Source organism: Desulfoplanes sp. PS50 (genome assembly GCF_053851535.1).
The window spans coordinates 91,440-104,696 of sequence record NZ_JBSPZA010000002.1 but is presented as its reverse complement, the minus strand read 5'-3'; the positions used below and the strand labels follow the sequence as shown (position 1 = coordinate 104,696).

At 53.8% G+C, this 13,257-nt stretch carries 10 protein-coding genes; 3 read left to right on the top strand and 7 right to left on the bottom strand.

What is annotated here, in order from left to right; translation table 11 throughout:
• The 3 genes from ACTVJH_RS01790 to ACTVJH_RS01780 form a co-directional block, all read right to left on the bottom strand.
• Positions 1 to 675: a phosphatidylserine decarboxylase family protein gene (locus tag ACTVJH_RS01790; RefSeq protein ID WP_455986853.1), complete on the bottom strand. Its 675-nt coding sequence runs from the start codon at positions 673 to 675 to the stop codon at positions 1 to 3.
• 361 nt (positions 676 to 1,036) lie between these two features.
• Complete coding sequence (locus tag ACTVJH_RS01785; protein WP_455986953.1) at positions 1,037 to 2,317, bottom strand: CgeB family protein; 1,281 nt, start codon at positions 2,315 to 2,317, stop codon at positions 1,037 to 1,039.
• Between the two features lie 53 nt (positions 2,318 to 2,370).
• Positions 2,371 to 3,609, bottom strand: coding sequence for a glycosyltransferase family 9 protein (locus tag ACTVJH_RS01780; RefSeq protein ID WP_455986851.1), 1,239 nt, complete (start codon positions 3,607 to 3,609; stop codon positions 2,371 to 2,373).
• 707 nt (positions 3,610 to 4,316) lie between these two features.
• On the opposite strand from ACTVJH_RS01780, the gene ACTVJH_RS01775 reads away from it, so the two are divergent.
• A complete protein-coding gene (locus ACTVJH_RS01775) occupies positions 4,317 to 5,642 on the top strand; it encodes a hypothetical protein (RefSeq protein ID WP_455986849.1) in 1,326 nt (441 codons plus the stop codon).
• A gap of 769 nt (positions 5,643 to 6,411) precedes the next feature.
• On the opposite strand, the gene ACTVJH_RS01770 is transcribed toward ACTVJH_RS01775, so the two are convergent.
• The 3 genes from ACTVJH_RS01770 to ACTVJH_RS01760 all read right to left on the bottom strand — a co-directional run bounded on the left by ACTVJH_RS01770 (position 6,412) and on the right by ACTVJH_RS01760 (position 9,029).
• Positions 6,412 to 6,756, bottom strand: coding sequence for a hypothetical protein (locus tag ACTVJH_RS01770; protein ID WP_455986847.1), 345 nt, complete (start codon positions 6,754 to 6,756; stop codon positions 6,412 to 6,414).
• 48 nt (positions 6,757 to 6,804) lie between these two features.
• Complete coding sequence (locus tag ACTVJH_RS01765; RefSeq protein WP_455986845.1) at positions 6,805 to 7,395, bottom strand: hypothetical protein; 591 nt, start codon at positions 7,393 to 7,395, stop codon at positions 6,805 to 6,807.
• 68 nt (positions 7,396 to 7,463) lie between these two features.
• Entirely contained in the window at positions 7,464 to 9,029 is a 1,566-nt protein-coding gene (locus ACTVJH_RS01760; RefSeq protein ID WP_455986843.1) for a glycosyltransferase family 9 protein, read from the bottom strand.
• 150 nt (positions 9,030 to 9,179) lie between these two features.
• Between ACTVJH_RS01760 and ACTVJH_RS01755 the strand changes: the two genes are divergently transcribed.
• Entirely contained in the window at positions 9,180 to 10,499 is a 1,320-nt protein-coding gene (locus tag ACTVJH_RS01755; protein ID WP_455986841.1) for a malic enzyme-like NAD(P)-binding protein, read from the top strand.
• Positions 10,500 to 10,703: 204 nt separating this feature from the next.
• Here the strand turns inward: ACTVJH_RS01755 and ACTVJH_RS01750 are convergent, their stop codons facing one another.
• Positions 10,704 to 12,083, bottom strand: a complete 1,380-nt coding sequence (locus ACTVJH_RS01750) for an MBL fold metallo-hydrolase (RefSeq protein ID WP_455986839.1) — start codon at positions 12,081 to 12,083, stop codon at positions 10,704 to 10,706.
• A 442-nt stretch (positions 12,084 to 12,525) separates the two neighbouring features.
• Between ACTVJH_RS01750 and budA the strand changes: the two genes are divergently transcribed.
• Positions 12,526 to 13,233 (top strand): acetolactate decarboxylase, encoded by a 708-nt coding sequence (budA, locus tag ACTVJH_RS01745; RefSeq protein ID WP_455986837.1) that lies wholly within the window; start codon positions 12,526 to 12,528, stop codon positions 13,231 to 13,233.
• Positions 13,234 to 13,257 lie beyond the last annotated feature (24 nt).

Sequence of the window (13,257 nt, the reverse complement as noted above, 5' to 3'; positions counted from 1 at the left end):
TTAAATGGTGTTCCCTGGATGAAGCGGCTCATCGTGCTTTTTCGTGGCCAGGACAGTCTGACCGGCAAAGACGATATCGCCGATTCGTACTGCAGGCTCATAACCACCAGGCAGGTAAAGGTCAAGCCTGGACCCGAACTTGATCAGGCCGAACCGGTCGCCTCGAAAAAGCGTATCCCCGGATTCCGTCCAACAGACGATCCTGCGCGCAATGAGACCGGCGATCTGAACCACGGTCCATGACTTGCCATCATCGTCCATGATTTTCACCGCGTTGCGCTCATTGTCCGTGGAGGCCTTGTCAAGGGAGGCGTTGAAAAACTTGCCCGGATAATAGCGGATCGCATCCACGGTTCCACTCACCGGAGCCCTGTTCACATGAACGTTGAACACATTCATGAACACGCAGATGGTCGTGCAATTCCTGTTGGTAAACGGATCACGCATGGTCTCGATCTTGACCACCTTGCCGTCGGCCGGAGAGACCGCAACACCCTTTTCCTGGGGTGTGACCCGTTCGGGGTCACGAAAAAAATTCATGACAAAGAAAAGCAGTACAAAGGCTATCAGGGCCGGAATGGACCACTCGAGCAGGGCAAAGACCAGGGTGAGCAGGGCCGTGAGCCCGATAAAGGGAAGCCCTTCCAGGCTGAGGCCGATGGTTGGTTTTTTCATGGTTGTTCCTTGAAAACATCCTCAACACAGGATGCGGTGAAATGAAATCGTCGATGGATCAAAATATATAGCAGGGAGGGGTGAGGATGGCAAATGCGAGGACAGACAAAAAAACATATAACCATGAAGGCACGCGAAGAAAACCCCAGACACAATCAGCAACCGGCAAAAATGCCTTTCCCTGGGAACGCCGACCGTCTGGTCGGCCTTTCGTGCAATGCCTGAAGGCTATGACTGCAGCACCTGACCATGTCGGAAACGCATTGCCGAGCAGACGCTCGGCGTTCCCAGGAGGAACAAACATGATCACATCGTCATTGGCTGATTGTTTTCCAACCCGACAAGGGTTTTGCTCCACGAACTACCCTTCTCCGCCATACTGCTTCTTCCACTCATCCAGAAACAAAATGGCCGTCTCCACCCGGGAGAGTTTGCCCTGCTGCTGCCGGATGCCCCAGACGACATCCTTGAAGGATGAATGCAGAGGGAGCTGTAGTCTCTCCAGCAAACTCTTCAGCTCGCTACGCAGATCATCGTCCAGTTCGGTTGCCCAGCCTGCGGAATCATCACGTTTTGCCGGCCAGCCTTCCCGATCCGCTGCAATGAAGTCGATCAGGGTCTGCATGCGTACCGCATAGGTGTGATCCTTGAGCACCCGCTTCCTGGCACGTTCGGCAAAGTTTTTCCGTTCTTTGGGATGAGCCAGAAAATAGTCGATCTTTCCAAACAACTCGTCCATGGAGCCGAAGGTGGCCATCTCGTCATCGGCAAAAAGCTCGGGCAACAGGGAACGGTGGTCGACGAGTTGGAACCCGCCGCACGAGGCCAGCTCGAAGGTTCTGGGATTGACAAAGTCCCCATCGCCCACAAGCGTGTTCTTCTTGATGGACGAGTGCAGATTCAGATTGACCTTGGTGGCATTGAAAATCTTGACGCACTCCTCGGGAGAAATCCGGGCCCCGCCGCGCTGAACAATTCCCTCCAGGATCGACTCGCCGTCCCATTCATTGCCCCAGATCCTGAAATCATATCCCAGAAGCTCTCTAAAGGCCAAACGCCTGTTGGGATATCCGGCACCCAGAAAGGACAGATCGCTCCCAAAAACCCGCTGCTCGGCAGACGTGAGATCGAGGGGTTGATGAACATCCGGCTGGGCCGCCAGAGGAAGGTAGAGATGATTGTGCACCCCGATCTTTTCAAGTTCATCCTCAAACGGCTCTTTCTGGATGATGGCGAAGTAATCGTATAACGGAGCGAATCCACGCCAATAGGTGAACACGGAGTAATCCTCCACAAACCACATGGCCGTTGGGACATTGTCCCGGCGTAATCGCTTCAGGGCCTGTCTGCTCATGGGGGCCTGGGCCAAAGCCAGGACGAGATCCGGTTCGAAGGTCTCCACCTTGGCCAATACCGCCGTGGACACAAGCTGGAGATAGTTGTTCTGCAGATAATCCAACCGGTCCAGGCCCACGCGGAGGTGCTCCAGGGCCGTATATCCGGAAAAAAACTCCGGGGCCTCAAAGGTCTCCACACTATGTCCCATGGACTGCAAGGCGCGGATGCAATAGCGACCAATGGGCAGGGAGCCTCCATAAAAAGGCAACACAACCAGAACACGGATGGAATCAGACAGGTTCATCATAAAGACTCACTCACAGAGATCGTTTGGAATTGTTCAGGCTTGCCGAATAATTAAGAAAACAAGGGAGATTTTGGGATCATCCAATCCTTTTCCCGGTAGAATCCCCTGAGAACCTCGGGAGTCACAGGGTGGTCAAGATGTGCTCCAAGATGTTTGTGAATGGCCACAAGCTCCCGCAAAACATCGCGTTGCGCCTGGAAACCATCCACACCCGCAAACGACGTGCAGCCCCCCCCAAGTGCATCGAATCCTGTGGCAAAAAGAGCCAGATCATCAGGCCAGTCCTTTACCGATCCCCTGGATACATACCGAAGCAGGGACCGGTCCCCAAAGGATGCGAAACAACGGGTCTGGTACGGGCAATCATCGTTTTCCCGACAGGGAGCGCAGGGTTGAACGGACTGGACCACGACATGCCCCTCCCCATAGGGTCCGGTCTCATGACACCATGCCGATGCCAGAAAAAAGGCCATCACCGGAACACCCAGATGGGCGGCCAGATGCATGGTGCCCGTGTCCGGACTGAGAAGCAGATCAAGACCCTGAACATGATCCACAAGTTCCTTCCAACCGGTCTTTCCGGTCAGATCCCTGACCTCCCCATTGACCGCCGGCTTGAGGAAAGTCCGCAGGTCCCTGGCAATCCGTTTTTCCATCCGGGTTCCCAAGAGATAGATGGGTCCGTGACCAATTCGCTGCAAGGCGGCCGTTACCACGCTGGCAAGGGTCCTGGCATCCAGCGAACGTCGTGACTCCCGGCCGGCCAGAACCACACCGATCCCGCCGCCATGTGCCGTGGCAACAGGGTTGACCAGGTCGGGGGCAACGGGATTGTCGACATATCCGGCCCACAGATCAACCAGGTTGAGGGGTGAGGTTTGCCGGGAGGCTGAAAATCGAAATCCCAGTTCCGCCCAATGGTTTTTACGCCACTGTCCACCTTCCATCCTGTATCCCCGGACAATCCCGGAATCGAACAAGGTGGACAGGGCCATATTCAGCCCGGAAAAATTGAGATTGTAAACCTGATCAGCGCCGATGGCATCAAGATCCCTGCACGAGGCGATCAATCCCTTGGCAAACAAACCATCGCCTTCAAATCGGCCACCATGTGCCCGGATAGTGTGGACAACGGCATCGGGATAGATCAGCCCTGCCAGTTCACCCAGAGACTGATCAACAACAAGATGAACCCGATTATCTTTTCGAGAGGCCAACGAGGCAATAAGCCGTTTGGTCTGCACGAGATCCCCGAACCGGGCAAGCTGTATAACCAATGAAGTGGACATGATCTGCTCCGAACCACATGTTGCCGTAACACTTCAACCAATAAAAATACTACCACCGATGCCGACCAAAGCCAAACACTTCAAAGTCGCCCACACGAACACATCCGCCCGGTACCCGTGTCCGAGACAACAGTGTTCTCATCCAAGCGCTCGGAATATCATGGCTGGTTTGTCCCGTTTTGGGTGCTTTGACTGTCTGACCGAGCCAGGCATCGTTCATCGAGCCGTTGCCTGGCGTCTTACGGAACACCTTGCCGTTTTTGAACAACGGCTCGATGCTACGAGGCCGGCGAGGGAGTTTCAAAGCGCCCAAAACGGGGTGAGTCAGCTACAAAAACACATCCGCCCAGTACTCGTGTCCGAGACAACAGTGTTCTCATCCAAGGGCTCGGAATATCATGGCTGGTTTGTCCCGTTTTGGGTGCTTTGACTGTCTGACCGAGCCAGGCATCGTTCATCGAGCTGTTGCCTGGCGTCTTACGGAACACCTTGCCGTTATTAAGCAACGGCTCGATGGTACGAGGCCGGCGAGGGAGTTTCAAAGCGCCCAAAACGGGGCAAACCAGCCATAGGCACAATCGACACATCAACCCTGCATCCGTGCCTGCGGTTCTTGCCAAGGGGAGTCGGTTCCTCTAAGGCAGGCTACCGGCCAACAATACAATATCACTGATCACAGACAACCGCGCACCATCACCTGTTCACCCATGACCAACAACGATTCCCTCACACTCCGGGTCATCTTCACATTCTGGGTTCCCCTGGCCCTGGTCTGGCTGATGATGGGCATTGAACAGCCGGCCATCGCCGCTGTCATAGCCCGCCTTCCTGAAATCAAGGAAAACCTGGCGGCCTTTGGTTTGACCTTTGCTCTCTCCCTGATCATTGAAGCACCGATCATCCAGCTCCTCTCGGCCGCCAATGTCCTGGCCAAGGACAAAAAATCCTATGCACGGTTGCTTGTTTTCACCCACATTGCCGGTTGGTCCCTCTCCCTTGTGCATCTGATCATTGCAGTCACTCCGCTTTTCGATTTCATCGTCTGCAAAATCATCCATGCCCCATGCGAAATCGTGGAAACCACCCGGTTGGCATTTTTGATCATGACCCCCTGGACCGTGGCCATTGCCTACCGACGTCTTGGCCAGGGTATCCTTATCGGCTATGGCCATACATCGATCATCCCCCTGACCATGACCAGCAGGCTCATAGCCATAAGCGCGACCCTGGGGATCGGCATGCTTTTCCCCGTCCTTCCGGGAGCCTGTCTGGGTGCATTGGCCCTGAGCTGCGGTGTGATCACCGGGGCGGTTGTCACCTATTTTTTTGCACGACAGGTGGTTATCCGGGAAATTCCCGACACTGACGCCCCCCCGCTGACCTGGTCCCGACTCCTCGGGTTTTATATGCCCCTGGCCATGACATCCATGATTGGATTGGCTGTCCAACCGGTCATGGCCATCGGCCTGGCCAGAATGGACCATCCCCTTGAATCCCTGGCCATCTGGCCCGTACTCATGGGCTTCACCGCCCTGTTCCAGACCCCCTGTTTTTCCTACCAGGAGGCTGTTGTCGCCCTGCTGCCGCGCAAAGGCGGGTACACGGGGCTGAAGCGATTCACCCGCATCCTGAGCATCACGCTGACACTCTGCTTTTTCGTGGCCGCCATGAGCGAGCCCCTTCGCTGGCTCTGGTTCGGCTGGGTTTCAGGACTCTCGGAACACCTTCGCTCTTTTGTGCGCTCCCCCCTGATGGTTCTCGCCCTGGTTCCCTTTTTGACCGTCAGCATTGCCTGGTTCCGAGGCATTCTGGTCAGCAACCGCCACACCACGGCCATAACCTATGCGGTCATCATCAGCGGATCGGTCCTGGTAGGTTCGATGTTCACCCTGCCCCTGCTCGTAAACCTTCCCGGCGTGGTCGTCGTGGCCCTGTGCCTCGTTGTATCGCTAAGCGCAGAGGCGGGGTTTTTAAAGTTCTGTGTCACACGAGACGCCGTGAAAAAGACGCTACACCACAAAAAAGGGGATTGAATTCTCCTTTGACCCACGCGTCACCAGGAGATGCGGTATCAAGTCCGGAGATGACGACCTTGCGGCTTTGGATTTTCTTCTTTTCCATGACAGACTTTCCTGCGTATGGTGCTAATGCGGCCAAGCCGCAGTTTTAGGTTTTAGGTTTTAAGTTTTAAGTTCTATCCTGTATTTCAGAGCGTTATATAAATAAATAAAAAAACATCTCACGTTCCATCAATGTCGAGTCCTAAAAAATAGTTGTCACTTTTCTGGGATTCTCCTGTCTCCTTTCTTTTCCTCCTGTTCGTTCCGGTTTGGGCGAACACAAGGTTCGCCGCCTCTACGGATATTCACCTTCCATTCGCCTTTCCCGTCAGCTTTGCATAAGGTCTGCTAACCTCGCAAGCTCGCTAAGCATTCACTTTTCCCGCCTCCCTGTCTCCTGTCTCCCTGTCTCCCTGTCTCCCGCCTCCTGCCTCCTGCGCACTGCCTCCTGCGCACTGCCTCCTGCGCACTCCCTCCTGCGCACTCCCTCCTGCGTAAAAAAGCCGACCCAAAACATTGTCGTGGGTCGGCTGGCAAAATTTGTTCAGCACACGAAAAAAACGTAGAGGGCATGCTCGGTTTGCCATTCCCGGGAAGGTGGACGGTTTATTCCCTTATCAGTGGTAACCCGAAGCACACCCGACATCTCCGTTGCTCTGTCAAAGATCGTCTTTTTTTGTGAACATGCGGGTGGGACGCCTGCGCCCCTGAAAACACATTACGCACCTGTGCAGGGGTAATGCTATCCTTTCTTGTCCACAAAACGGCTGGATATGGGAGTCACATTGGCGGCATTGCGGTACCCGCCATATCGTTTGCCCTGTCCCTGAACCCGCAGAATTTCCTTTTTCAAGAGTTCACGAAGCTCCTGAGCCTCTTTGGTCAAATGAGCCTGCTGGTGCTGCAATTGCTCCAGTTTATAGCGCAGCTCGCCATCTTCTGATCCAGAAGCAACAAGACGCTCCAGAAGCGTCTTGCGTTCCCTGGCCAGGGAATCGGCTTCCGTGACATTCTTTCCCCGCAAACACTCGAGTTCCCGTTCCCCAAGATCAAGGGCCTGCTGAAAGATAGTATCCTTACCTGCCATTACGTCCCCATGATTCCACAGCTATGTGGCGTCAAAAAATCTTTTCACCTATGCGATACGCTTTTCCAGATCCTGGACAATGGGTGACCATTTTTCGACCACAGGCAGAAACTCGTATTCCAGAAGATCGGCCAGAAGCACCCAGTCTTCGTTTTCCTGTACCTCGATCATTTCGGTCAGCAGAGCGGAAAAAGCCTCGAGAGCCTCTCCCATTTCCGTGTTGGATGAGAGAGAAAGTTCCTCCTGCAGACTGCCGACCATGCCCAGAAAATCACGGGCCACTTCAAGAAGATCCTGATAGGTATCCAGGGCTTCCACATCCTCTGCCTGGCGGAACAATTCTGCAACCTGTCGGGCACCCTGGCTCATAAGCGAGATGACTTTGGACATCTCCTGAACAATCTGCTGCCCCATTTCCTGTTTGGATACGGAAACGATCTCCACCTTTTCAAGTTCATCGTTTTCAATATCCTCGGACTGGTGAGGATAGATTTCGGAAAAAACCTCGCCATTGACCAGCACATCGGTAACGATCCGATCCTGGAAATATTCGCTTCCGGTAATCTTATCGAGCAACTCCTCCAGATTTTCAAAATTGCTTAAAGAATATTCTGATTGCTGCCCATCGATAATAATCATTAAGTGATCCTCCTTGACCCGTGCAGTGTAAGAAAAAATATTGACATCTCAAACTTGAATATCAAAATTCATGCCGTTTTGTTCATGTCAACATACCCGCAAAGAGACTCAAGTAGTTGGTCATACCTGTCGAGCAGAAAGACAAGCTCGTTCAATGAATCGGTTTTGACATTCTGAGTCTGATACGCCCACAAAAGTCCAATAATACCAACCCATCGACTTTGTTCGAAATTTGTCTGTATTCTCTGCCATGTAAGCATGAATTTCTTATTCATTGCTTCTGAAGGCATCCGGATAAGCAGAGTTGTTTGTTCCCTGAACAGGTGCAGCAGATCCTGACACCGGATCAAGGTGGATTTGATCTCTTTTTGGGCTGCATCACTGAGAAAATAGACCCTCGAAAGAGGTTTCAGAGGTTCTCCGTCAAGAAAATGACGATAATACCAGCGTTGGATTCGGACCCATGAAACACGATCACTGTGATCGTCGGTCAGGGAAACCAAATCCATCATCCCCTGGTCCAGGACGGTCTTCCATCCCCGCGCGCCTCTACCTGCCTCCATTTTCCAGCCCCCTGTGGTAAGAAAACCATCCACAAGGTCACCGACAAGATCCGGCGTAATGATCATTCGACATGCGTGATCATGCTCACAGGTCGAGGAAAAAGAACAGGGGTGACAGGCCATGTCCGGTTCCAGACAGACACAGTTCTCCAGATACGGCCCGGTATCCCAAGGCTGGGCCGTGGCCAGAAACAGGGCCACGATAGGAAGGTTCAGACCGGCAGCCATGTGCATTGTGCCGGTATCATTGGTGACCAAAAGCCTTGTGTGATGAAGCACTCCCGCAAGTTGAGCAAGATCTGTCCGCCCTATCAAATCGACCCGAGGCGCCTGAGTCGTGGCTGCGTAATGGTCGCCGAGATGTTTTTCGTTTTTGGCACCCACAATGACCGGACACAGTTTATGCCTCTCCCAGATAGACTCCCCCAATCGTGCAAAGTGTTCTACTGGCCAGCGGCGAACATCCTGACTGGCCCCCAGCTGGAACGCCACAAATCCCTTGCAGTCCAGGGGTGCATTCTCTTCAAGACAATGGGCGCTCCAGGAAAGGGTTGCAGATTCGGGATCCTTGAGTCGGGGGCGATCGCCTTGACAGGACAGATGAGCCACTCGAACCATGACGTCCACCAGATTGAAGGGACTGCATCCTCTGATGGTTGAAGCAGCCTGGAGAAAATTGGCCCATGGGGAAGAATACAAACCAAATCCGTACGCATCGAGCCCAAAGCCAAGCTGCATTGATTGGTCGTACAGACGTCCCAAGAGCCGCGAGCTCAGACTGGGCGTAAGATTGACCACATTAAGGGTCTCATCTTTTTCACTCGCGCTTTGGATAAATTCGAACAGGGTTTCAAGGGCCGTTGTCCACTGCGTATCGATCCGGGCCAAAAGACGCGCACCTGGAAACGAAAAAACCAGGTCCACATCCGCGAGCAGTTCAGCCGCTTTGGCAAATTGTTCCAAACAGACCACAGCGACCCGATCGCCCTGACGTTTGTACCCGCTGAGTACGGGCTGGGTCTGAATCAGATCACCGAACCGGGTCAGATTGATAACAAGTGTCGTACGCATTTGCCCCCACTAGCCCATATTGAATTGCCTGACAATCTGGAGTAGAGACTTTTCCCTTGTGGATACCAGCTGGCCCACATCCCATTCACGCTAGGGGAGTAATCACGTTTCTCTCCATCCAACTATCGCCACCAACAATTCGGAGGATCTATGGCTCTTTTCACCAACCAGGAGGCTTTGGACTACCACTCCCAGGGACGCAAGGGAAAACTCGAAGTCATTCCCGTGAAACCCTGTTCGACCCAGAAACATCTCTCTCTGGCCTACACCCCGGGTGTGGCCCAGGTCTGCCTGGCCATCAAAAACGATCCCTCTCTCGCCTACGACTACACCAACAAAGGAAATCTCGTGGCTGTGGTTTCCAACGGGACAGCAGTGCTCGGCCTCGGAAATATCGGTCCCATGGCCGGCAAGCCGGTCATGGAAGGCAAGGGCGTCCTCTTCAAGGCATTTGCCGACGTGGATGTCTACGACATCAACGTCAATCAGCCCGATCCGGACAAGATCATCGAGCTGTGCACCATGCTCGAACCCACCTTTGGGGGTATCAATCTCGAGGACATCAAGGCTCCGGAATGCTTTTACATCGAAGAAAAACTCATCGAATCCCTGAACATTCCGGTCTTTCATGACGATCAGCACGGAACCGCCATCATCTCCGGGGCAGCCCTGGTCAACGCCCTGGAACTGAGCGACAAAAAGGCCGAAGACATCAAGGTCGTGGTTTCGGGAGCCGGAGCCGCTGCCATTGCCTGCGCCAAGTTCTATCAGAGCCTGGGAGTGAAAAACGAAAATATCTTCATGTTCGATTCCCGGGGACTCATCTATACGGGCCGTGCGGGCATGAATCCCTACAAGGCCATTTTCGCCCAGGACAAGGATTATGGAACCCTGGAGGAGGTCATCGAGGGAGCAGACCTGTTCCTCGGGGTATCGGTCAAGGATATCCTGACACAGGACATGGTCAGATCCATGGCCGACCATCCGGTCATCTTTGCCATGGCCAATCCTGATCCCGAAATCACCTTTGATGCTGCACGTCAGGCCCGTCCGGACTGCATCATGGGCACGGGACGATCCGATTACCCCAATCAGATCAACAATGTCTCCGGGTTCCCGTTCATCTTCAGAGGCGCATTGGATGTCCGCGCTTCCACGATCAACGAAGAAATGAAAATCGCTGCGGCCAAGGCATTGGCCAAACTGGCCAAGGAAGAAATCCCCCAGGAAGTCCTGGATGCCTATGGCATGGAATCCATGACCTACGGCCCGGACTACATCCTGCCCAAACCCCTGGATCCCCGCCTCATCCTCCATGTAGCCCCGGCCGTGGCCCAGGCGGCCATCGATTCCGGCGTGGCCCGGATCTCTCCGGACATGGACGCCTATGTGGAAGAACTAGAAAAAAGGATGCACGCCTGTCAGCAGCGGATCGAAACAGCCATTGCCAGCTACGATCTGGATTTCTAACCGCCGATCGATTACATTGCTCCAAACAAAAAGCCGCCCTAAAGGGCGGCTTTTTCTATAAACAATACCAGCATACTCAACGTGGACAAACAAATCATCGCAACCGTTCAGACGCTCGGCGCTCCCTGAAAATGTCACAGCTTTGTAACGGGTTATCGTACGAATAGTTACAAATCCTCGCTCTTATCGTATCTTCCCGGTCCATCAATCAACCACCGACAACCCGCTATTCACCCAGGCAGCCATGCCTCCGGCCAGGCTGTGGACATGTTCGAAACCCTGGCTCTGCAGATAGCTTGCCGCGATGTTTCCCCGGTAGCCCACTCCGCAGGTGACAATGATTTCCTCGTTCTTGGGAATGTCCGGGACTTCCTTCAACAATTTGGGCAGTGGCAGATGTTCGGCCCCCTGAATATGGCCGGATGCCCATTCGCCATCGGTGCGGACATCAAAGAAGTATTTGCCATCTCCCTTTTCCAGCTTGGAATTGAGCTTGGCCGCCGAGATCTGCCAGAGCTGATCGATGGGATAGCCCCCCTCCTGCCAGGCCGCGATGCCTCCATACAGATACCCGATGATATTGTCGTACCCGATGCGGTGGAGCTGAACAGCCATATCCTCGTAGGCCTTGGGATCCGTGACCACGAGAATGAGCTCTGAAGCAGGATCGATGACCATGCCGATCCAGTTGGCCGTCTGGTTGGCAAACCCGATGTTGATGGAACCCGGAATGTGCGCGCCTCCGAACGCAGCCGTATCCCGGGTGTCCAGGACTACAGCGCCCTTGTCCACGAGCTCCTTGACCTGTCGGGGACTCATATCCGTGACCACGGGGCAGCGATCCAGCTGGGGGACCCCGGTCTTGTTCGTTTCAATGATATGGTGGAAGCTCTTGGGTCTTTCCGGGAAGCCCTGTTTCATTTTTTGGGTGAACTGCTCTTCAGTGAGGCTCAGGATGGGATTGCTCACCTTCTCGAACCCGATGGTCGAACTGGATTTGGAACTCATGCCCTTGCCGCACAAGGAGCCCTCCCCGTGGGCCGGAAACACCTCCAGGCTCGCTGGCAGTTTGCCCAGCTTGTTGTACAGGGAATGGTAGAGATTGTGGATCTGTTCGTCGATGAGCTCCTCACCGGCAAGATCCGGGCGACCGATATCCCCGACAAAGAGACAGTCCCCGGTGAGCACGAACCAGGGATTCTCGCTGCGCGACCGATCCGTTACCAGGATGGACATGGCATGGGGGGTATGGCCCGGGGTCTTGATGAACTCGAGTTTCGCGCTCCCGAATTCCATGACCTGGCCTTCGTGCAGAACCGTATGCTCAAAGGTGACCGGCGAATCCTCCATGTAACAGATTTCAGCGCCGGTGCGCGAACGCAGTTCCTGGTTCCCGCTGATATGGTCGGCATGGATATGGGTTTCGAAAATATGGGTGATCTTCATCCCGTTTTCTCTGACAATATCCAGATATTCCTGCACATCCCGCTTGGGATCGACCACACAGGCAACCTGCGCCCCGGGACAGCCGATGATGTAGGAAAGACAGCCCATCCCCTTGACCGCAATCTGTTTGAAATACATACTTGCATCCTCCATGTTCAGCTTCAACTGATTGTTGGTGTGACCGTCATGATGTGATGTTCGGAGACATATCACCGACCAATGGTCCTGCCAGGAGAACAAATCGGTCCTGTATTCCCCCTAATCCCTGGTTTTCGTTCCCCAGGTAAAAGACATGCATAGATATATATTGTGAACATTTCCAAAACGTTTGGCAAGGCCGACCCGACAATGCATCAGGGACGAGTTGTTTTCAGGGCTGGTTTGCCCTGACAGGTTGGTACCTTACTCGTGAAAGTCTGCCGTAAAAACAAAAAAATTTTATAACCGCTTGAACTTAAAACTGCGGCTTGGCCGCATTAGACACACATATCTTGATCAACCCATGAACACGACAAGCGACTCCTTGTTGGGCCGCAGAAAAAAACCGGCATCCCACCTTCTGACAAACGAGCCATTCATCATGCACTCACTCTTCGTCACCTGCCCCATAGAAGCCCTCATGCAGGGCATTTATCAAGCCCGGACGACCATGGATGAACTGACCTCCCGAGGGGATTTCGGTATCGGCACATTCAATCATCTCGACGGTGAAATGATCGTCCATGAAGGTGAAATTTTCCGGGCCGACAGTTCCGGTGCCATCCGCAGGGTTCCTCTCGATATTGCGACGCCTTTTGCCGCAGTGACCTTCTTTGCTCCGGATACCGTGGAATCGTTTGAATCCCCGATACCCGAAGAGGAATTCGACACCTTTCTCAAAGGGCTGATCCCTTCGGAAAACATGGTCTATGCCGTCAGGATTCAGGGATTGTTTTCCCTGGTCCATGCCCGATCCGTGCCGGCCCAGGAAGACGGCCGCCCGCTGGTTGAAGTCACCCGTATCCAATCCGAATTCAACTTTACCGATATCACGGGAACCCTTCTCGGCTTCTATACCCCGGAATTCATCAAATCTTTAGTCGTTCCTGGTTTTCACCTCCATTTTCTGTCCAATGACAGGACCGTGGGTGGACATCTCCTTGGATGCTCCATGGTTTCGGGAATCGTGGCCATCCAGCATGTCCCGGAAATCTCGGTCGGCCTCCCCCTGACCCTGGACTTCCTGACAGCCGATCTCAGCTCGGATGTTTCAGGCGATATCCACGAGGCCGAACGGGCCCGCAAATGATGTTCTCCTCGATTCAGGCAAAAA

What these genes read in the sequence shown, in the direction of transcription:
- budA (WP_455986837.1), top strand. Translation starts at nt 12,526, where the DNA reads ATGCACTCACTCTTCGTCACCTGCCCCATAGAAGCCCTCATGCAGGGC.
- ACTVJH_RS01750 (WP_455986839.1), bottom strand. Translation starts at nt 12,083, where the DNA reads ATGTATTTCAAACAGATTGCGGTCAAGGGGATGGGCTGTCTTTCCTAC.
- ACTVJH_RS01780 (WP_455986851.1), bottom strand. Translation starts at nt 3,609, where the DNA reads ATGTCCACTTCATTGGTTATACAGCTTGCCCGGTTCGGGGATCTCGTG.
- ACTVJH_RS01785 (WP_455986953.1), bottom strand. Translation starts at nt 2,317, where the DNA reads ATGAACCTGTCTGATTCCATCCGTGTTCTGGTTGTGTTGCCTTTTTAT.
- ACTVJH_RS01755 (WP_455986841.1), top strand. Translation starts at nt 9,180, where the DNA reads ATGGCTCTTTTCACCAACCAGGAGGCTTTGGACTACCACTCCCAGGGA.
- ACTVJH_RS01760 (WP_455986843.1), bottom strand. Translation starts at nt 9,029, where the DNA reads ATGCGTACGACACTTGTTATCAATCTGACCCGGTTCGGTGATCTGATT.
- ACTVJH_RS01770 (WP_455986847.1), bottom strand. Translation starts at nt 6,756, where the DNA reads ATGGCAGGTAAGGATACTATCTTTCAGCAGGCCCTTGATCTTGGGGAA.
- ACTVJH_RS01790 (WP_455986853.1), bottom strand. Translation starts at nt 675, where the DNA reads ATGAAAAAACCAACCATCGGCCTCAGCCTGGAAGGGCTTCCCTTTATC.
- ACTVJH_RS01765 (WP_455986845.1), bottom strand. Translation starts at nt 7,395, where the DNA reads ATGATTATTATCGATGGGCAGCAATCAGAATATTCTTTAAGCAATTTT.
- ACTVJH_RS01775 (WP_455986849.1), top strand. Translation starts at nt 4,317, where the DNA reads ATGACCAACAACGATTCCCTCACACTCCGGGTCATCTTCACATTCTGG.